The following is a 19,327-nucleotide window of genomic DNA, read 5'->3' as shown; positions in this document are numbered from 1 at the left end:
TAATTGTTATAAAACATCTTTGTATCAAATTAACATTTATTTTATTATGAAAAAAATAAGCAGTATTCTTTTACTTTTATTAAGTTGTTTTTTATATGGCCAAAATGGAGTTATCAAGGGTTTGGTTATAGATAAACAGTCTGAACTTCCTCTTATTGGAGCGACAATAGAACTACTAAATTCAAAAACACCTATAGGTACAACTACCGATATTGATGGTTATTTTACTCTTAATAACATTCCTTTAGGAAGACAAGTTATAAGAGTTAGCTACGTGGGTTACGAAAATAGTACCATACCAGATATTGAAGTAAATTCGGGTAAAGATATTTCTCTTACAATTGCATTAACTGAAAACTTTAATCAACTTAATGAAATAGTTATTACAAGTTCTAACACCAGTAAACTTAAAGCTAGAAATAAATTCACCTCAATATCAGCCCGTCAGTTTGGTATTAAAGAAGTTGGTAGATACGCTGGTGGAAGAAGTGATGTTGCTAGACTTGCTAGTAATTTTGCGGGAGTTGCTGCTCCTAACGACAGTAGAAATGATATTGTAGTTAGAGGAAACTCACCTACTGGATTATTATGGCGTTTAGAAGGTATTCCAATACCAAGTCCTAATCATTTTTCAACCCTAGGTACAACAGGAAGCCCAATTTCTGCTCTAAATCCAAATATGCTTAAAAATTCTGACTTTATTACTTCTGCTTTTCCTGCTGAATACGGAAATGCTATTGGTGGTGTTTTTGATTTAGGTTTTAGAAAAGGAAATAAAGATACCAACGAATTTTCTTTTCAAATGGGTGCTTTTTCAGGAATAGAATTAAGTGCTGAAGGACCTTTTAATAAAAAAAACAACGGTTCTTTTTTAATTGCTGCCAGATATTCTTTAATAGGTTTAATAAATGGTGGAGGTACTAGTGATACTCCTAACTATATGGATGTTTCTTTTAATATAGATTTCGGTAAAAGTAAGTTAGGTGAGTTTTCTTTATTTGGGCTTATTGGAGACTCTAGTATTGATTTCTTAGGTAAAGATTACGATAAAGATGATTTATTCTCTGCTCCAGATGAAAATTCTTTCGTTATATCTAATGTAGCACTTGTTGGCCTAAAACATAAATTACAACTTACAAACAACTCTTATTTAAAGACAATTATAGCTGGTACTTTTAATAAAAATGATTACAAAGAAGAACGTATACTAAATTTAAACACACCTTTACAAAGTAATTTAAAATATACAGAAAATATAGATAAGGAGACTCGTCTTATTTTTTCAACAATGTACAACACCAAAATAAATCAAAGACTAACATTAAAAACAGGGTTTTTAGCTGAAAATTTTAATATAGATTATGACAGAAAAGATAGATCGGAACAGCCTGATAACGATAATGATGGTAATCCTGATTTAGTTACTATTAGAAAAATTAAAGGTGACTACACCATTTTTCAACCTTATATACAAAGTAAATATAGGCTTTCGAAAAAGTTGATTCTTAACACAGGGTTACATGCAATGTATAGTGATTTAAACGAGCAATTTGTTATTGAGCCTCGTGCATCTATAAACTGGCAATTGCATCGTAAACACGCTCTTAATTTTGGATATGGATTACATCATCAAAACACACCGAGTCCATTAGTATTTTTAAATAAGAAAATAGATGGTATAAATACGCAACCAAATAAAAACCTTGATTTTATTAAAAGTAATCATTTTGTACTTGGGTATGATGTAAAAATAGCGCCAAAATGGAGAGGTAAATTAGAATTATATCATCAAACAATTAAAAATGCTGCGGTTGATAAAACTCCATCTAGCTATTCTTCATTAACAGAAGGAGCCGATTTTACTTTTTCTTCGGATAAAACCAATTTAACTAATGCTGGTACAGGAATTAATCAAGGACTTGAACTTACTTTAGAAAAATCATTTAGTAAAGGTTACCATGCTTTAATTACAAGCTCAATATTCGATAGTACTTACAAAGGAAGTGATGGAATAGAAAGAAATACTCCTTTTAATAACGGTTATGTTTTTAATTTTTTAACAGGAAAAGAATTTAAATTAGGAGCTAGTAAAAACACGATACTCTCAATAGATACTCGTTTTGTTACTGCAGGTGGTAAATATTTTACACCTGTAAATCTTGAAGCTTCAAAAGTTGCTGGTTATCAAATACTAGATAACTCCAATGCGTTTAGCAAGCAATATGACAAGTACATGCGTTTAGATTTAAAAATAGGAGTAACTTTTAATAGTAAAAAGCGAAAAAGTTCCCATAAATTATATATTGACCTGCAAAATATTACAGATAAAGAGAATATTTTTGTAAAAAAGTACAACAGAACAACCAATACCGTAGAACAAGTAAATCAAGCTGGTTTTTTTCCAGACTTTGGCTATCGTTTTCAATTTTAACAACAAAAGTTTACCAACCATGCATAAACAAGTTATTGATTTCTTTAAGCAATTTATCCCTATAAGCGAAGAGTCTGCGAACTTTATCAAGACTAATACCGTCGTAAAAAAAATAGCTAAAAATGATTTTTTACTAACACAAGGAAAAGTGTGTGATTTTGTTGCTTTTATTAATGAAGGTGCTTTTAGGTCTTTTTATAGTGTTGATGGACAAGAATACAGTAAACAATTTTTCTTTGAGAAAAACTTTTGTACAGATTATAGTAGTTTTCTTACTCAAAAAAATTCACTTAGCTATTTACAAGCTATTGAAGATAGTACTGTAATTATATTTAATAAGAAAGTAGTTGATGAAGCTTATAAAGTTATACCTAACTTTACGGTTTTTGGTAAAAAATTAGCTGAGAACTTATACATTATTGTTTGTGATATTAAAGCTTCTTTTATTTTAAACACCCCAAAAGAAAGATATGAGAATTTAGTGAAAGAGAGGCCTAAGGTTACACAAAGAGTACCACAGTATATGATTGCCTCCTACTTAGGTATTACTCCTGAAGCTTTAAGTAGAATAAGAAAACGTATTTTAAATAACAAAAACATATAATAAAAAGCTCCTTGTTTTATTTAAAACAAGGAGCTTTTTTAATGATTACAAAAATTAAACTAACTCTTCATTAAAAATCAAAGTCATCTATATTTTCAAAACTTGGAAAATCATCATTAAAGTCATCCTCTAAATCATCGGTTGCTGTTGCTTTAAACTCTTTTTCAGGAGCTTCATCAGGAATTTCACCTACCGTTAAAATTATTTTAGATTCGGTAACTACCTCATCTGATTGTTCTACGATTTCAACGTAAAACGTCCACATTTGTAAAAAATCATACACATAAATCAATTTATCATTGATATTTGGTAGTGTTTCATTTAAAATACAAGTTGCCATTGATACACCTTCACCAGCTTCTGCCATGTTAAACAATGGAATTTCCTCCCCTTGATTCCAATCTTCATCAGTACGGTAAAAAGAAGCCATTTCCTGCCCATTAAAACCAAATGATTTTGCAATATCAAAATGTAAATTTTCTAACGATTTAACCTCATCAAAAACTAAGGTTCTAATAACATCTTCTTTGGTATCTAAAATTACGCGTACTTTATACATTCTATCATTTTTTGTCGCCACAAAAATACGTATTTTTGAATGATAATTTTTAATTAAATGGATACACAAAAATCTCTCGATATACTTAACGGTTTTAACAAAAATACATTGATGGAAACACTTCAGATTGAATTTACTGAGGTTGGCGATAATTTTTTAACTGCAAAAATGCCTGTAAACTCAAAAGTACATCAACCTTACGGAATTTTACATGGAGGTGCTACAGCTGCTTTAGCTGAAACTGTTGGGAGCTCTGCTTCAGCTTTTTTTTTAAACGACTCAACTAAAATTGTAAAAGGAATTGAGTTAAGTATTAACCACCTAAAAAGTAAAAAAGAAGGAGTGGTTTTTGCTACTGCTAAAGCAGTTCACCAAGGAAGAACAACGCATTTATGGGAAGTTAAAATTGTTGATGAAAATAATAATTTAATTTCTCTATGTAAGATTACCAATATTGTTTTAGATAAAAAATAATTAGATTGAATATATTTTTAAACATAAAAAAAGCACTCGATAATCAACTTCCGTTTGTTGTTTATTGTAAACCAAATTCATCAATTTTAAAAGGATGGTTTCAAAAAAATGATACGTTGTTTACTTCGGATAAATATGATGAAAGCGGCTTTATTTTTGCTCCTTTTAACGATAAACATGATGCTATTTTACTCCCAGAAAATCAATCCTTTTTTTTTGAAGAAAACATAACTACAACTCTTGATTACATTGAAAAGAATCAAATTAAACCAAACAATTCATCAGAAGAAAAACATATTGAATTAATTAAAAAAGGGATTAAAGCTATTGATAATAAGCAATTTAAAAAAGTGGTTTTATCAAGGAAAGAAGCTATTGATTTAACTGATTTTAACCCAATAATAACTTTAAAAAAATTACTTAAAAACTACCCAAATGCTTTTACTTATTTATGGTTTCACCCTAAAGTTGGCATGTGGTTAGGAGCTACTCCTGAAACTTTAGTTAAAATTAAGGGCAACAATTTTAAAACAATGTCGTTGGCAGGAACACAGGTTTATGAAGTCAATAAAGAAGTTAATTGGCAACCAAAAGAAATAACTGAACAGCAATTTGTTACTGATTATATTACCGATAAATTAGCACCTATTTGCAAAAAAATAACAAAAGGTGCTGTTGAAACTATTAAAGCAGGTAATTTATTGCATTTAAAAACACAAATTTCTGGCGAATTGTTAACTACAACCACTGTTTTAATAAAAAAACTACACCCAACTCCAGCTGTTTGTGGTTTACCTTTAAAACCTTCAAAAGATTTTATTTTAAATAATGAAAACTACAACCGAACATACTACACTGGTTTTTTGGGAGAATTAAATTTAAAAAGTCAAAATAAAAACACTTCTGAACTTTTTGTAAATTTACGATGCATGGAAGTTAAAAATAACACTGCTTATATTTTTGTAGGTGGCGGAATAACCAAAGAAAGCAACCCTAAAAATGAATGGAATGAAACCGTCGCTAAAACAAAAACGATGAAAAAAGTGCTATTCAATTAAAAAGCATCAACCTAATAAGGTTAATGCTTTTCTTTGTGTAAATTGAATTTGAATTGATTTTTTAGTAAAATATAAACTAATCGTTTATTTAATTTTACTAACAGTTTTCTCTGCTATATATCATCAAAAGAAACGTCTGTAAAACTTTCAGCTGAGGCTGATTTTTCTACCTCTTCTATTGCCTCTTCTTTTTTATAATCTTTTTGGTGACGCTCACTTATTACTTCTGATCCTTTTTCGTTTACAATAAAATCAGTAGCTTTATTTAACATCTCTTTAAAATCTGAAAAATCTTCTTTATATAAGTAAATTTTATGTTTTTGATAATGAAAAGATCCATCATCGTGTGTAAACTTTTTACTTTCTGTTACTGTTAAATAATAATCATCTGCTTTGGTAGACCTTACATCAAAAAAGTAAGTTCTTCTACCTGCTCTTAAAACTTGTGAAAAAATCTCTTCTTGTTCTACTCTCTCCCTTTCACTCATAATCTTATTCTTAAATAATAATTGTTTACTTAAAATTGCTCAACAAATCTAACAAAATAATTGATTTGGCAATACGAAACATTACATTTCTTTTTCTAAAAGTTGTTGTTCATACAACTCTTTATAATAACCTGCTGTTTTTATTAATTGATTATGAACACCTTGCTGAATAACCCTACCTTTATCTAGTACAATAATTTTATCGGCATTTTTTGCTGATGAAACTCTATGACTAATAATGATTGTTGTTTTTTCGTTTGATACACGTTCTAAATTAGAAAGAATTTGTTCTTCTGTTTCGGTATCAACTGCTGATAAACAATCATCGAAAATTAAAATTTTAGGATTTTTTATAATCGCTCTTGCGATAGAAGTTCGTTGCTTTTGGCCTCCTGATAAGGTAACCCCTCTTTCACCTAAAATGGTTTGATATCCTTCTTTAAAGGCTATTATATTTTCGTGAATTACCGCATTTTTAGCAGCTTGAATAATTTCTTGTTCTGTTGCGTTTTCTTTTCCGAACTTTATATTATTCTGAATCGTATCTGAAAATAAAAAAGGATCTTGTGGTACAAAACCAATCTGATTTCTTACATCATATAAATTACAATTTTTAATATTTTTACCATCAATTAACACAGCTCCTGCACTAACATCGTACAAACGTGAAATTAAATTTATAATAGTCGTTTTTCCACTTCCTGTTTTTCCTAAAATAGCTAACGTTTCTCCTTTGTTTATTTTTAAACTCACATTATTTAAAGCCGTAATATTGGTGTCATCATAAGTTAATGAAACGTTTTTAAATTCAATATTTCCTTCAACTTTTGTCTCAATATCTTCAGTATTGCTAATTTCAGGAACTTGTTTTAAAAACTCATTTATTCTTTGTTGCGAAGCTTCAGCTTGCTGCACCATCGATGTTACCCAACCAACCACAGCTACTGGCCAAGTAAGTATATTTACATACATTACAAATGCGCCTATAGCACCTAGTTGTATTTCACCTGCTATGTATTGTTTACCACCTATATATAATACGATAATATTACTAATACCTATTAACAATATCATCAATGGAAAAAACAAAGCTTGAATTTTATGTAGCTCAATATTTTTATCTTTACTTTGGTCAGCTATTTCATCAAATGAAGAAATAACAGCTTTTTCAATTGCATGTGATTTTACTACATTAATTCCTGAAAAAAACTCTTGATTAAATGTGGTTAATTTTGATAAGTATTGCTGAACTACAACACTTTTTTTATTAATTTGTTTACTCAACACAAAAATAGATACTGATAAAATAGGAAACGGTATCATGGTGTATAAAGTTAGCTTTGGTGAAATTGCATACATCTGACTAAAACCAATTATAAGCGAAACCAGCATATTTAAAGAATACATGATTGCAGGTCCAAAATACATACGTACTTTAGACACATCCTCACTTATACGATTCATTAAATCACCCGTTCTATTCTTTTTATAAAAGTTAATTGATAAACGCTGATATTGTTCAAAAATTTCATTTTTTAAATCAAACTCTATCATTCTTGACATTACAATAATAGTTTGTCGCATTAAAAAAGTAAAAAAACCACCTAATAAAGTTACCACTATTATCAATAATATATTATTAAACAAAATTGATTTCACTTCAGATAAATCAGTTAGTTTTCCTAATTGATAATCTTCAACTACATTTAGTGACTCACCAACAAAATCTGGAATTTTAAGCGTTAAAACCTTTGCTAACACTGTAATTAATATCCCCAATAACAATCGCCATTTATATTTTATAAAGTACTTATTAAGGTATTTTAATGCTTTCAATGTAAAAATTATTTTTAAGTTAAAATTTCATACAAATAAAGACCTTTTGTTAAAGACATCATAATTAAGCTATCATTTTTTGCTTATGTTTTAACGATTTCATATTTTTGTACTCTAATTTTTGAGATTATTAAAACACTCTCAAATAAAAAAACAAAACAAATGACATCAGAAATCATTGATACTAAAGATCTTAAAAACGACCCAGTATTCGGTCAATTGTCTTTTGACAATCACGAACAAATCGTTTTTTGTAACGACGAAGATACTGGTTTAAAAGCAATAATTGGTATTCACAATACAACTTTAGGACCTGCTTTAGGAGGTACTAGAATGTGGCAATATAAAAGTGAATGGGATGCTCTTAACGATGTTTTACGTTTATCTCGTGGAATGACTTATAAATCTGCTATTACAGGATTAAATCTTGGAGGTGGTAAAGCTGTAATTATTGGAGATGCAAAAACTCAAAAAAACGACGCGTTAATGCGTAAATTTGGTGAGTATGTAAATTCTTTAAGCGGTAAATATATTACGGCAGAAGATGTTGGTATGGAAACTCGTGATATGGATATTATTCGTGAAGTTACTCCACATGTAACAGGTGTTTCTGAAGCTATTGGTGGGTCTGGAAATCCATCTCCAGTAACTGCTTATGGAGTTTACATGGGAATGAAAGCTGCTGCTAAATACCGCTTTGGAACAGAAAATTTAGATGGTAAAAAAGTATTAGTACAAGGTGTTGGACATGTTGGAGAAACTTTAGTAAAACACATTACTGATGAAGGTGCGCAAGTAATATTAAACGATATTAACGAAGCCCGTTTAGAAGAATTAAGTAAAAAATACGGCGCAAACGTAGTATTAGGTAATGACATTTACGGATTAGATATTGATATCTATGCTCCATGTGCTTTAGGTGCTACGGTAAATGACCACAGTATCTCACAATTAAAAGCTAAGGTTATTGCTGGTGCAGCAAACAACCAATTGGCTAACGAATTAAAACATGGTACTTTGTTAAGAGAAAAAGGGATTGCTTATGCACCTGATTTCTTAATTAATGCTGGTGGAATTATAAATGTTTATGCTGAAGTTGCTGGTTATGACAAGGCTGAAAGCCTAAAAAGAACTGAAAATATTTATAATACAACTTTAGATATTTTTAACTTAGCAGAAAAAGAAAGCATCACAACACATCAAGCTGCTTTTAATATTGCACAAGCAAGAATTGACGCTCGTAAAAAAGAGCAAAATAGCTAGATAAAAAATAAAAAAGTTTTACTTTTGCAGAGCGTTAGAAATAGTTTCTATCGCTCTTTTTTTTAAAGTTCTTTAAAATGATTAACAGAAGACATATTCGAGTTAAGGTAATGCAGTCGGTTTATGCAATGCAGCAATCGCAGAGTGATGATATTGTAAAAGAAGAAAAATTCTTAAAACACAGTATTCAAAAAATGTATGATTTATACGTACTTAATCTTCAGTTATTAGTTGAAGTTCAAAAATTAGCTAACAAAAGAGCATTACTAGCTAAGAAAAAAATACTTGCAACAAAAGAAGAATTAAATCCTAACGAAAAATTTATCAATAACAAACTTATTAATAAACTTAATGAGAGCGTTAGCCTTGAAGGATATGTTGAACTAAACAACTTAAACTTTTGGCAACTTGATAATGAATACGTGCGTATCATTTTAGATGAATTACAAAAAAGTGATTTGTATTTAAAATATATGGATACTATAGAAGATTCATACAATGTAGACCGTGCTTTTATTATTGATTTTTTTAAAGAAATTATAGCTCCTAATGAAAAGTTAGCAGATTATTTTGAAGATAAAATGATTTCTTGGGTAGATGATATCCCTTTTGTTAATACTTGGATTGTTAAATCATTAAACAAACAAAAAATACAAAATCCTTTTATTTTAGGAAGCTTATATAAAGACAGTGAAGACAAACAATTTGTGGGGGATTTATTTACAAAAACAGTATTAAATAAACACAAATATCAAGAAGATATTATTGATAAAACTCCGAATTGGGAAGCTGATAGAATTGCCGATATTGATATGATTATTATTAAAATGGCAATTACCGAATTTTTACATTTCCCATCAATACCAAGTAGAGTAAGTATTAACGAATATATTGAACTAGCCAAAGATTACTCAACCAATAAAAGTGGTTATTTTATTAACGGTGTTTTAGACAAACTATCAAAAGACTATTTAGCTTCTGATAAGATGGTTAAAATTGGAAGAGGTTTATTATAAAATTATTATTTTTACAACAAATAAATTAAAACATAGTAAAATGAAGAAAATAGCAGTAGCAATTGCATTCATTCTTTTAACAGGAGTATTTGTTTCTTGTGGTAATGGAAATGCAGCATCTAAAGTAAAAAAAGAAAATATAGAAAACGCTGAAAAAAGAGATGTATCTATTAATGCAGGAGCAGCTTCTATTTCTTTTGATAAAGAAGAGTATAACTTTGGTACTGTTACCGAAGGTGAAGTTGTAAAAACAACTTTTACAGTAACCAATACTGGTAAAACTGATTTAGTTATTACAAATGCAAAAGCTAGTTGTGGTTGTACGGTACCTGTATGGCCTAGAGAAGCTATTGCACCTGGTAAAACAGGCGAAATTCAAGTTAGTTTTAACACAAACGGTAAACCAAACAGGCAATCAAAGTCTATTACCTTAACTACTAACACTAAAAAAGGAAGAGAAGTTTTAAAAATTTCTGGTATGGTAACTCCTAAAAACAAAGCTGTATAATGTTTTTACAAGCAAGCACACAAGAAAGCATTATGAACATGCTTCCGTTCGTAGCCATGATTGGTGTTTTTTATTTTTTGATTATTCGCCCACAAATGAAACGTCAAAAAAATGAAAAAAACTTTCAAACAACTGTTAAAAAGGGTATCAAAATAGTTACAAGTAGTGGTATTCATGGTAAAATTGTTGAAATTAATGAAAATGACAATACCATTATTATTGAAACCGGCGCAGGTAAAATAAAATTTGAACGCTCAGCCATTTCTATGGAATTAAGCAAAAAATACAATACTGAGGTTAAAAAATAACCTAAGTATTTTATCATAAAAAAAGAGCGCTAATTAGCGCTCTTTTTTGTTTTTTATGTAGATTGCAATATATTGATCATTTTGAAAAAAAAATTAAACATACCTAAAACCTTTTTTGGCTTTTTACTAGCTTCTGTTTTCTTTTGGCTGCTAATAAACCTTTCAAAAGAATATACAACTGAAATAACAATAGATACAGTATATACTAATTTACCTGTTGATAAAACAATTATAGCCACTCCTATAAAAAAAATAATCCTGCTTGTAAAAGGCAGTGGTTTTAAATTGATTTCTACAAATTTAACAAGTAATGCTTTGAGGTTAGATTTAAAAAAAATAAACAAAAAAAAAGCTACTGACTATTATTTTTTAACAAAAAAAATACAAACAGAAATACAGGATCAGTTAAAATCAGGCATAAAATTAATTAGCACTAAAAGAGATACAATACCTTTAAAAATAGGAACTTTGCACTCTAAAAAAGTACCTATAAAAACCGATTTAGACATCACTTTTCAACTTGGTCATGATTTAGCAAAACCTATAAATTTAAACCCAGATTCAGTGTTAATTTCAGGAGAACAATCGCTATTAAAAGAAATTAACTTTTTGAATTTACAAAGTATAAAGCTTGAAAATGTTTCTGAAAGTACTACAATAAATACTACAATTAATGTGCCTAAAAACATTAAAGCAACTATTAGCAATGTGAAAGTAAATATTATCGTTGATAAATTTACTGAAGGAGAAACTGAAATTCCTATTTTAATAAAAAATGCTCCTAAAGGAATAAATGTTTTCCCGAAGAAAGTCAAGATAACCTATAAAGTTGGATTAAAAAATTTTAATAAAGTAAACCCAAGTCTTTTTAAAGTTGTATGTGATTACAACCAAGTTAAAAATAATGAGGCCTCTTTTTTAACCCCCAAAATAGTAGAAGCACCAAATTTTGTTACTCAAATAAGAGTAAGTCCCAAAAAAATAGATTTTTTAATACATAAATAATGGTCATAGGTATAACAGGTGGTATTGGTAGCGGAAAGTCTACCATTGTAAAGATGTTTTCACAATTTAAAAACATCGCAATATATACTGCTGATAATGAAGCTAAAAAATTAATGAACGCTTCTGAAGAGATAAAAATACAATTAATTTCAATATTCGGAGAAGAAGTATACAAAAACAACCAACTTAACAGACCATATTTAGCCAATATTGTTTTTAACAACAAACAAAAACTAACTATTTTAAATAGTATTGTACACCCTGTTGTAAATGATCATTTTCAAGATTTCATTTCTGAAAACTCCAAAAAAGATTACATTTTATATGAGAATGCGATTTTATTTGAAAATGGAAGCAATACTTTTTGTGATAAAATAATTACTGTAACCGCGCCTGAAAACATCAGGGTTCAACGTATTTTAAAAAGAGATAACACTACAATAAAAGCCGTTAAAAACAGAATTAAAAATCAATGGGATCAAGAAAAAAAAACATTACAATCTCATTACATCATTGAAAACCTTACATTTACTAAATCTCAACAAGAAACATTACGTATTCATAATATTTTAACAAAAAATATTAAATAAGTTATAGTTTCTTAATAATTTATCTTAAAATTATCTTAATTTTACACAAACTCTGTTAATCTAAGTTAAAAGAGAATATCCCTTCATTTTATTGATTTATTTTTGAATAATGGGTAAAAAAATCTTTATTCTTATTGTTGTTTTAATGAGTATTTCTTTAATAGGAATCATCTCTGTTCAAATTTATTGGATTAAGGATGCTATAAAGAATAAACAGCAACAATTTGACAACAACGTTACAATTGCATTGGCTAGAACTTCTGAAAGGATAAAAGATAGAGAGTACTCTGAATTTCTTCAAAATAATCAGGAGTTTCTTAAAGATAAAAAATTTGTTTCTGATGCCGAAATAACCACTTATCTTTTTCAACAAATAGACACCACTAATAAAAGAAAATTTACCTTTGGTACTACCATTTTAGGTGAAAGTATAAAAATGCCAGGAGATTTTATAAATAATGACTCAATAGTTTTAAAGCGTTATTCTGGTAAGGAAGACTTTTATTTTTCGCAGGTAATCAAGGCTGAAAACAATGATTTTAATTCTTTTACCGAAGAAAATAGTTTTTCAACTTTTAAAAATTACCCTAAATTTAACAGGCAACTAATTGAAAATATGTTGCGCCAACGAAATAGACTATACCCTATTAATCAGCGCATCAGCAACAAAGAACTAAACTTTACAATACAAGAAGAATTGGCTAAAATGAACATAACGCAAAGTTTTAAGTATGGCGTTTATGAAGATGGTTTAGCAACACAGTTAAAATCTGGATATTTTAATATACACCCAAAAGACGCTAGCTACCCTTTGTTTAAAGATGATAATGGTAATAGCAAATATAAGTTATATATAAAATTTCCTAATGAACGTAAAAATTTATTATCAGGAATGATGAAAATTTTAGGCCTTTCATTATTATTTATTGGTATTATTATTGCAGCATTTTCAACATCATTGTATCAACTAGTACGTCAAAAAAAGATATCTGAAATAAAAACAGATTTTATTAATAACATGACACATGAGTTTAAAACACCAATTGCTACTATTAATTTAGCTTTAGATGCTATTAGAAACCCTAAAATAATTGCAGATCAAGATAAAGTAAAACGCTACGTACAAATGATTCGTGAGGAAAATAAACGTATGCATGGTCAGGTTGAAAATGTATTACGAATTTCAAGATTAGAAAAAAATCAAATAGAAATAAGTAAGGATGCTACTGATATGCACGACACAATAGAAGAAGCTATTGAACATATTCAGTTACTTGTAGATGATAAAAAAGGAAGTGTAACATCACATTTTCAAGCAATATCAACCGAAGTATTAGGTAATCAATTTCATCTAACAAATATAATTGTAAACATGTTAGAAAATGCTTTAAAATACTCCAGTGAAGCACCTAAAATTGATGTATATACAGAAAGTACTAACAAATATTTTATCTTTAAAATAAAAGATGAAGGAATAGGAATGAGTAAAAATGCTCAGAAATATGTTTTTGATAAATTTTATAGAGAACATAAAGGAAACATACATAATGTAAAAGGCCATGGTTTAGGTTTAGCCTATGTAAAAGAAATTATAGACAGCCACCAAGGTAGCGTTCATGTTGAAAGTGAAAAAGGTAAAGGAAGCTTATTTACAGTAAAATTACCATTAATATAAAATAAAGAAAATGGGAAGTAAAAAAATATTATTAGTAGAAGATGATCCAAATTTTGGAACAGTCCTTAAAGATTATTTAGCTTTAAATGATTATAATGTAACACATGCTAAAGACGGTATCGACGGCTTAATTATGTTTAAAAATGGTGAATATGATTTATGCATTTTAGATGTTATGATGCCTCGTAAAGATGGTTTTTCTTTAGCGCAAGATATTCGTGTTAGTAATAAAGAAGTCCCTATTATCTTTTTAACTGCCAAAACATTAAAAGAAGATGTTTTAAGAGGATACCAAGTAGGTGCTGATGATTACTTAAACAAACCTTTTGACTCTGAAGTTTTATTACACAAAATAAAAGCAATTTTACAACGTAAGGAAAACGAAAAATCTAGTGATTCAGACGAGTTTGAATTTAAGATTGGTGGATTTGATTTTAACTCAAAACTTCGACATTTATCATTTAAAGGTGAAGAAGCTCAAAAACTTTCACCAAAAGAAAGTAAATTATTACGAATGTTAGCCGTTCATAAAAACGATTTAATGCCACGTGAATTAGCATTAACAAAAATATGGAGAGACGATAATTACTTTACTTCTCGTAGTATGGATGTATATATAGCTAAGCTTCGTAAATATTTAAAGGCTGATGAAAATGTTGAAATTCTTAACATTCACGGTGAAGGCTTTCGATTAATTGAAAAAATATAACACCTTATAAGTAATTTTTAACTAAAGACTTCCTTTTTATTGGAAGTCTTTTCTTTTTTATAAATTGTAACAATAATTTTTGTCATTCGTCTAATATCTATAATCAACAAAACCGAAAAATTTGGAAACCATTTTATCAATAAAAAACCTCGATAAAAAATACGGTAAAGTTCATGCTGTAAATAATCTATCTTTTGATATTCAAAAAGGAAATGTATACGGTATTCTTGGCCCTAACGGAAGTGGAAAATCAACCACCTTAGGTATTATTTTAAATGTAGTAAACAAAACATCTGGTAATTTTAGTTGGTTTGATGGAAAGTTATCTACACATGAAGCTTTAAAAAAAGTAGGAGCTATTATTGAGCGTCCAAACTTTTATCCTTACATGACAGCAGTTCAAAACCTACAATTAATTTGTAAAATAAAAGGGGTTTCAGCTGATAAAATTGAAGAAAAACTTAAAATAGTAAACCTTTACGAAAGAAGAAACAGCCAATTTAAAACCTATTCTTTAGGGATGAAACAACGTTTGGCAATTGCATCGGCCTTGTTAAACGATCCTGAAATATTAATTTTAGACGAACCTACCAATGGATTAGATCCGCAAGGAATCCACGAAATTCGTCAAATCATAAAAAATATTGCCAAAAACGGAACTACTATTTTATTAGCATCTCACCTACTTGATGAAGTAGAAAAAGTTTGTACCCACGTTCTTATTATTAGAAACGGAGTAAAACTATACAGCGGTAGTGTAGACAACATGGTTGTTTCAAACGGAGTTATAGAAGTAAAAACCGATGACGATATTGATAAATTAGTTAATGTTTTAAAAAACTATTATGAAATTGCCACTGTTGATGTTGAAGGAGATTTAGTTACTGCCCGTTTAGAAAACGAAATTTCAGCATCACAATTAAACAAATACTTATATGATAACGGAGTAATTGTATCGCATTTAGTTAAGCGTAAACTTAGCTTAGAACAACAATTTTTAGATTTAACAAACAACAACTAATTCAACTATTATGTTACGCCTTTTATATATAGAATTTCATAAATTAAGATACAATAAAGCTAGTAAAATACTTTCAATCATCTATTTTGCACTACTAACTTCAGTTGCATTAATAGCTGCTATCAAATTTGATATCGGCCCTATAAAATTTCATTTAGCAGACCAAGGTATTTTTAACTTTCCATACATTTGGCACTTTAACACCTATATGGCAGCCATTTTTAAGTTTTTTTTACTACTGGTAATAGTATCTATGATGGCAAATGAATACAGTTACAAAACCTTAAAACAAAACTTAATTGATGGTTTAAGTAAAAAAGAATTTATCCTTTCTAAATTTTATACCGTAATCGTTTTTGCATTAGTATCAACTCTTTTTGTTTTTGTTATTTCATTAATATTAGGTGCTTTATATTCTGATTTTAATGAACTTTCAATAATTTTCTCAAATCTAAGTTACTTAGTTGCTTTTTTTATTAAACTAGTAGGCTTCTTTTCTTTCGGATTATTTTTAGGCATATTAATTAAAAGATCTGCCTTTGCTGTTGCCGCAATGATTGTGTGGTTAATTATAGAAAGCATTTTTAAAGGGTATTTATTTTGGACATTTAAAGATTTAAAAACAAGCACTGAAGAAGCTGTAAACTCAATCATGCAATTTTTTCCGCTTGAAGCAATGGCAAACTTAATTAAAGAACCCTTTACAAGGTTAGGTGCTGTTAAATCTGTAGCAAATCAAATAGGTGAAAATTTCACGAAAGATTATACTGTTAGTTTTCTTAATATTGTAATTGTTCTTGTTTGGATATCTATTTTTATATATGCTTCATATTTTTTGTTAAAAAAAAGAGATTTATAGGGGGTATTAAGTAGTTTAGCTGTTTTATCATAACATAAATTACTTCTACAATGAAGAAAACACTATTATTATTAGTCTTATTTACCTCATTTACCATACACAGTCAAAAAGAAGCTAATTTTTGGTTTTTTGGAAGGAATGCTGGGATAAACTTTAATAATAACATTGTTACTTCTTTAAATAATGGATTATTAAATACCGATGAAGGTTGTTCTTCTATTGCTGATGAAAACGGAAATCTTTTGTTTTATTCAGATGGAATAAATGTTTGGACAAAGAACCATGAATTAATGAAATATTCAAGTGGTTCACTTGCTAATAATTTACAAGGAAATCCTTCAAGTACACAATCAGGTTTAATTGTTCCAAACCCTGAAAATAAAGACATTTATTACATTTTTACAGTAGGAACAGATTATGTTGGAAACAATAGCACCTACCCTACTAACCCTGGTTTTAATTTTTATACAATTGATATATCAAAAGGAGATGGAGGTGAAATCACTAATGGACCAATAAACCTTTCTGATGGAAAAGATTTAACTTGGTCAGAAAAAGTAACAGCAGTTCAAGGAAAAAACTGTACCGAATTTTGGATTCTTTCTATAGTACAAAACACTTTTTATGCTTATAAAATTGATAAAGATGGTGTAAAAAATACTGCTCCAGTTATTTCATTATCATCATATTTTTTAAACGATAAAAGAGGTTATTTAAAAGCTTCTCCTGATGGAACTAAAATAGCGTTAGCTGATTATACAAATGACGAAAGTGGTCGATTTGTTTTATATGATTTTAATAATATTACTGGAAAAATAACCTCTAACGGTCAAATTCTAACCAATGGACATTCAGACGGAAGCCCTTATGGAGTAGAGTTTTCACAAAATTCAACAAAATTATACACCTCTACATATAAACAAAACTCTGGCACTTTTAATATTCTTCAATACGATTTATTAAATACAAATATATCGAGTTCCAAAACAACTGTTTGGTCAGGTATTGGATACCGAGGAGCTTTACAGTTAGGACCGGATGGAAAAATTTACGCTTCAATACCTGATAAAACACACTTAGGAGCTATTCAAAATCCAGAAGATGCAGCCGCAAACATTATATTTAATCCAAATGCTGTTTTTTTAGAAGGTGCAATATCATCACAAGGATTGCCTCCTTTTATACAGTCTTTTTTTGCTCCAGTAAATATAGTTAACAAAGCAACAAACGAAATTTTAACCAATGCTACTCAAATATTCTGTATTGGAGAAACTTACGAGATTGAACCTGAAAAAAATGATCTTACCGATACCTATACTTGGTATAAAGATGGGGCTGAAATTGCAACAACCAGATCATTAACAATTGATAGCACCAATTTTGGTAGTGGATTATATGAAGTTAAAATAGAATCTACTTCAGATTGTAAAAAAACATTTACCGGAAAAGTTCAAATTTATTTCGAACCTAAACCTACTATTAACAATATACCAACCTATATTCAATGTGATTTTGACAGCAACCCTGTTGATGGGTTTACCTCTTTTAATCTTCAACATTTAGAAAATAATTTAGTAAACGATACTACAAATATATTATTCGATTTTTTCGAAACATCAGATAATAATTTCTTGTCACCTTTAAATAAAACAAATTATACAAATAGTGTTTCAATCAATCATTCAATAGTAGTAAGAGCTACAAACACCATAACAAATTGTTATCAAACAGCAACAATCAACTTACAGGTAAACCCTACTGGTTTAACTTCTTATACCAATGAATATATTCCCGAGTTAGATGAAAGTGCATTAACCTTAAATGCACAATTTAGTATTGGTTCTAATAATGGTATTTTTGATTTTTCATTAAAAACCCAACAAATAATAACCAATTCTAGGAGCATTATCTGAAATAACTCATGATTTTCAATATTATCGTACTCCTGAAGATGCTTCATTACAAATAAATCAAATTTTACCGCCATACGAAGATGAATTTTTTACGGACAACTCAGATATATACGTAAGAATTTCAAATAAAGGGGTTAATTCCTGTGAAGCGGTAGGTAATTTTAAAATTTTTGTTGAAAAACTACCTACTCCTCAAGGTGATTTAAGTGAAACTATTTTATGTATTGATAACCCTAGAAAAAATCCTCAACTTCAAACTGTTTTATTAAACGCTGATACAGGTATTATTACTGACACTTATAAATGGTATTTAAACAATATCTTAATCTCTGGTGAAACATCAGCTATACATAATGCTACTTCTGCGGGAGAATATAAAGTGGAAGCTTATCGAAACCACCCTAATATAACCAACCCTTACATAGGGTATAATACTTTTTTTGTAAAAGAATCTAACCAAGCTTTAGTTGTAAAAATAACATCTGTTGATGACAACGATATACTTAACAATAATAAAATTGAAATTACTATAGATGGTATTGGTGATTATGAATATGCTTTAAACAGTACAAATCTTAGTGATTTTGTAAAAGGAAAAGAAAACTTATCTCACACTTTCACAAATATCCCTCCTGGTTTAAATACTATATCAATCAGAGATCGAAATGGATGTGGAATTACATCTTCTAACCAAATTTCTATAATTTATTTTCAACGTCATTTTACTCCAAATAACGATGGGTATAATGATACTTGGAATATTTTAGGCATTAATAATAACTATTATACAGTTGTCAACGTTCAAATTTTTAATAGATATGGAAAATTAATTAAAAAAATAACTGATAAAAACTCAACAGGATGGGACGGGACATACAATGGTACAGTTCTACCATCTAATGATTATTGGTATAACGCAAAACTAATTAACGTCAATGGTCTAGTTCGTGAAAAAAATGGTCATTTTTCTCTTCTTAAAAAATAAACTAGACTTATATTTACCTCCTCAA

At 28.8% G+C, this 19,327-nt stretch carries 19 protein-coding genes and 1 pseudogene; 17 read left to right on the top strand and 3 right to left on the bottom strand.

Going from position 1 to position 19,327, the window contains the following annotated elements:
* Window positions 1-46 precede the first annotated feature (46 nt).
* Window positions 47-2,431 carry a TonB-dependent receptor gene (locus Q4586_RS03670; protein WP_303526395.1) on the top strand — a complete coding sequence of 795 codons (2,385 nt, stop codon included), beginning with the start codon at window positions 47-49 and terminating at the stop codon, window positions 2,429-2,431.
* 19 nt (window positions 2,432-2,450) lie between these two features.
* On the top strand, window positions 2,451-3,035 hold the full coding sequence (locus Q4586_RS03665) for a Crp/Fnr family transcriptional regulator (RefSeq protein WP_068704813.1): 585 nt from the start codon (window positions 2,451-2,453) through the stop codon (window positions 3,033-3,035).
* Between the two features lie 70 nt (window positions 3,036-3,105).
* Here the strand turns inward: Q4586_RS03665 and Q4586_RS03660 are convergent, their stop codons facing one another.
* On the bottom strand, window positions 3,106-3,594 hold the full coding sequence (locus Q4586_RS03660) for an IS1096 element passenger TnpR family protein (RefSeq protein ID WP_068704312.1): 489 nt from the start codon (window positions 3,592-3,594) through the stop codon (window positions 3,106-3,108).
* Window positions 3,595-3,651: 57 nt separating this feature from the next.
* On the opposite strand from Q4586_RS03660, the gene Q4586_RS03655 reads away from it, so the two are divergent.
* Both Q4586_RS03655 and Q4586_RS03650 read left to right on the top strand, forming a co-directional pair.
* Complete coding sequence (locus Q4586_RS03655) at window positions 3,652-4,068, top strand: PaaI family thioesterase (protein WP_303526391.1); 417 nt, start codon at window positions 3,652-3,654, stop codon at window positions 4,066-4,068.
* Between the two features lie 5 nt (window positions 4,069-4,073).
* Window positions 4,074-5,126 carry an isochorismate synthase gene (locus tag Q4586_RS03650; RefSeq protein ID WP_303526390.1) on the top strand — a complete coding sequence of 351 codons (1,053 nt, stop codon included), beginning with the start codon at window positions 4,074-4,076 and terminating at the stop codon, window positions 5,124-5,126.
* A 113-nt stretch (window positions 5,127-5,239) separates the two neighbouring features.
* Here the strand turns inward: Q4586_RS03650 and Q4586_RS03645 are convergent, their stop codons facing one another.
* Both Q4586_RS03645 and Q4586_RS03640 read right to left on the bottom strand, forming a co-directional pair.
* Window positions 5,240-5,614: a PUR family DNA/RNA-binding protein gene (locus Q4586_RS03645; RefSeq protein WP_068704318.1), complete on the bottom strand. Its 375-nt coding sequence runs from the start codon at window positions 5,612-5,614 to the stop codon at window positions 5,240-5,242.
* A gap of 81 nt (window positions 5,615-5,695) precedes the next feature.
* Entirely contained in the window at window positions 5,696-7,450 is a 1,755-nt protein-coding gene (locus Q4586_RS03640; RefSeq protein WP_303526388.1) for an ABC transporter ATP-binding protein, read from the bottom strand.
* Between the two features lie 162 nt (window positions 7,451-7,612).
* Here Q4586_RS03640 and Q4586_RS03635 point away from each other — a divergent pair, with 162 nt between their 5' ends.
* The 13 genes and pseudogenes from Q4586_RS03635 to Q4586_RS03580 all read left to right on the top strand — a co-directional run bounded on the left by Q4586_RS03635 (window position 7,613) and on the right by Q4586_RS03580 (window position 19,302).
* Window positions 7,613-8,713: a Glu/Leu/Phe/Val family dehydrogenase gene (locus tag Q4586_RS03635; RefSeq protein ID WP_303526386.1), complete on the top strand. Its 1,101-nt coding sequence runs from the start codon at window positions 7,613-7,615 to the stop codon at window positions 8,711-8,713.
* Between the two features lie 77 nt (window positions 8,714-8,790).
* Window positions 8,791-9,729, top strand: coding sequence for a transcription antitermination factor NusB (nusB, locus tag Q4586_RS03630; RefSeq protein WP_303526384.1), 939 nt, complete (start codon window positions 8,791-8,793; stop codon window positions 9,727-9,729).
* A gap of 40 nt (window positions 9,730-9,769) precedes the next feature.
* The gene (locus Q4586_RS03625; RefSeq protein ID WP_303526382.1) at window positions 9,770-10,237 is read left to right on the top strand and encodes a DUF1573 domain-containing protein; all 468 of its coding nucleotides are present in this window, start codon (window positions 9,770-9,772) and stop codon (window positions 10,235-10,237) included.
* Window positions 10,237-10,545 (top strand): preprotein translocase subunit YajC, encoded by a 309-nt coding sequence (gene yajC, locus Q4586_RS03620; protein ID WP_068704329.1) that lies wholly within the window; start codon window positions 10,237-10,239, stop codon window positions 10,543-10,545. Before Q4586_RS03625 ends, yajC begins: the two co-directional genes overlap by 1 nt.
* A gap of 81 nt (window positions 10,546-10,626) precedes the next feature.
* Complete coding sequence (locus Q4586_RS03615) at window positions 10,627-11,550, top strand: CdaR family protein (protein WP_303526377.1); 924 nt, start codon at window positions 10,627-10,629, stop codon at window positions 11,548-11,550.
* Window positions 11,550-12,140 carry a dephospho-CoA kinase gene (coaE, locus tag Q4586_RS03610; RefSeq protein WP_303526374.1) on the top strand — a complete coding sequence of 197 codons (591 nt, stop codon included), beginning with the start codon at window positions 11,550-11,552 and terminating at the stop codon, window positions 12,138-12,140. The genes Q4586_RS03615 and coaE overlap by 1 nt, the downstream gene beginning before the upstream one ends.
* A gap of 109 nt (window positions 12,141-12,249) precedes the next feature.
* The gene (locus tag Q4586_RS03605; protein ID WP_068704337.1) at window positions 12,250-13,815 is read left to right on the top strand and encodes a sensor histidine kinase; all 1,566 of its coding nucleotides are present in this window, start codon (window positions 12,250-12,252) and stop codon (window positions 13,813-13,815) included.
* A gap of 10 nt (window positions 13,816-13,825) precedes the next feature.
* A complete protein-coding gene (locus Q4586_RS03600) occupies window positions 13,826-14,524 on the top strand; it encodes a response regulator transcription factor (protein WP_068704338.1) in 699 nt (232 codons plus the stop codon).
* 121 nt (window positions 14,525-14,645) lie between these two features.
* Entirely contained in the window at window positions 14,646-15,545 is a 900-nt protein-coding gene (locus Q4586_RS03595; RefSeq protein WP_068704340.1) for an ABC transporter ATP-binding protein, read from the top strand.
* 10 nt (window positions 15,546-15,555) lie between these two features.
* Entirely contained in the window at window positions 15,556-16,404 is an 849-nt protein-coding gene (locus Q4586_RS03590; protein WP_068704342.1) for an ABC transporter permease, read from the top strand.
* 50 nt (window positions 16,405-16,454) lie between these two features.
* Window positions 16,455-18,317, top strand: coding sequence for an FIDD domain-containing protein (locus Q4586_RS03585; RefSeq protein WP_068704343.1), 1,863 nt, complete (start codon window positions 16,455-16,457; stop codon window positions 18,315-18,317).
* Window positions 18,298-18,492, top strand: a pseudogene (locus Q4586_RS14035) (FIDD domain-containing protein); the annotation flags it as partial. The gene Q4586_RS03585 and the pseudogene Q4586_RS14035, both read left to right, overlap by 20 nt.
* Window positions 18,493-18,696: 204 nt before the next feature.
* Window positions 18,697-19,302 carry a T9SS type B sorting domain-containing protein gene (locus tag Q4586_RS03580; RefSeq protein WP_068704344.1) on the top strand — a complete coding sequence of 202 codons (606 nt, stop codon included), beginning with the start codon at window positions 18,697-18,699 and terminating at the stop codon, window positions 19,300-19,302.
* Window positions 19,303-19,327: the final 25 nt, after the last annotated feature.

Origin of the sequence: Tenacibaculum soleae (genome assembly GCF_030549005.1) — a bacterium.
GTDB classification, from domain to species: domain Bacteria; phylum Bacteroidota; class Bacteroidia; order Flavobacteriales; family Flavobacteriaceae; genus Polaribacter; species Polaribacter soleae.
The sequence above is the reverse complement of the archived record's forward strand: the minus strand, read 5'-3'. Positions and strand labels throughout refer to the sequence as shown.

Bases quoted from the DNA above. Each gene is read 5' to 3' on its own strand.
- Q4586_RS03590 (WP_068704342.1), top strand. From the start codon at position 15,556: ATGTTACGCCTTTTATATATAGAATTTCATAAATTAAGATACAATAAA.
- Q4586_RS03655 (WP_303526391.1), top strand. From the start codon at position 3,652: ATGGATACACAAAAATCTCTCGATATACTTAACGGTTTTAACAAAAAT.
- Q4586_RS03585 (WP_068704343.1), top strand. From the start codon at position 16,455: ATGAAGAAAACACTATTATTATTAGTCTTATTTACCTCATTTACCATA.
- Q4586_RS03670 (WP_303526395.1), top strand. From the start codon at position 47: ATGAAAAAAATAAGCAGTATTCTTTTACTTTTATTAAGTTGTTTTTTA.
- Q4586_RS03665 (WP_068704813.1), top strand. From the start codon at position 2,451: ATGCATAAACAAGTTATTGATTTCTTTAAGCAATTTATCCCTATAAGC.
- coaE (WP_303526374.1), top strand. From the start codon at position 11,550: ATGGTCATAGGTATAACAGGTGGTATTGGTAGCGGAAAGTCTACCATT.
- Q4586_RS03600 (WP_068704338.1), top strand. From the start codon at position 13,826: ATGGGAAGTAAAAAAATATTATTAGTAGAAGATGATCCAAATTTTGGA.
- Q4586_RS03605 (WP_068704337.1), top strand. From the start codon at position 12,250: ATGGGTAAAAAAATCTTTATTCTTATTGTTGTTTTAATGAGTATTTCT.
- Q4586_RS03625 (WP_303526382.1), top strand. From the start codon at position 9,770: ATGAAGAAAATAGCAGTAGCAATTGCATTCATTCTTTTAACAGGAGTA.
- Q4586_RS03660 (WP_068704312.1), bottom strand. From the start codon at position 3,594: ATGTATAAAGTACGCGTAATTTTAGATACCAAAGAAGATGTTATTAGA.
- Q4586_RS03635 (WP_303526386.1), top strand. From the start codon at position 7,613: ATGACATCAGAAATCATTGATACTAAAGATCTTAAAAACGACCCAGTA.
- Q4586_RS03645 (WP_068704318.1), bottom strand. From the start codon at position 5,614: ATGAGTGAAAGGGAGAGAGTAGAACAAGAAGAGATTTTTTCACAAGTT.
- nusB (WP_303526384.1), top strand. From the start codon at position 8,791: ATGATTAACAGAAGACATATTCGAGTTAAGGTAATGCAGTCGGTTTAT.
- yajC (WP_068704329.1), top strand. From the start codon at position 10,237: ATGTTTTTACAAGCAAGCACACAAGAAAGCATTATGAACATGCTTCCG.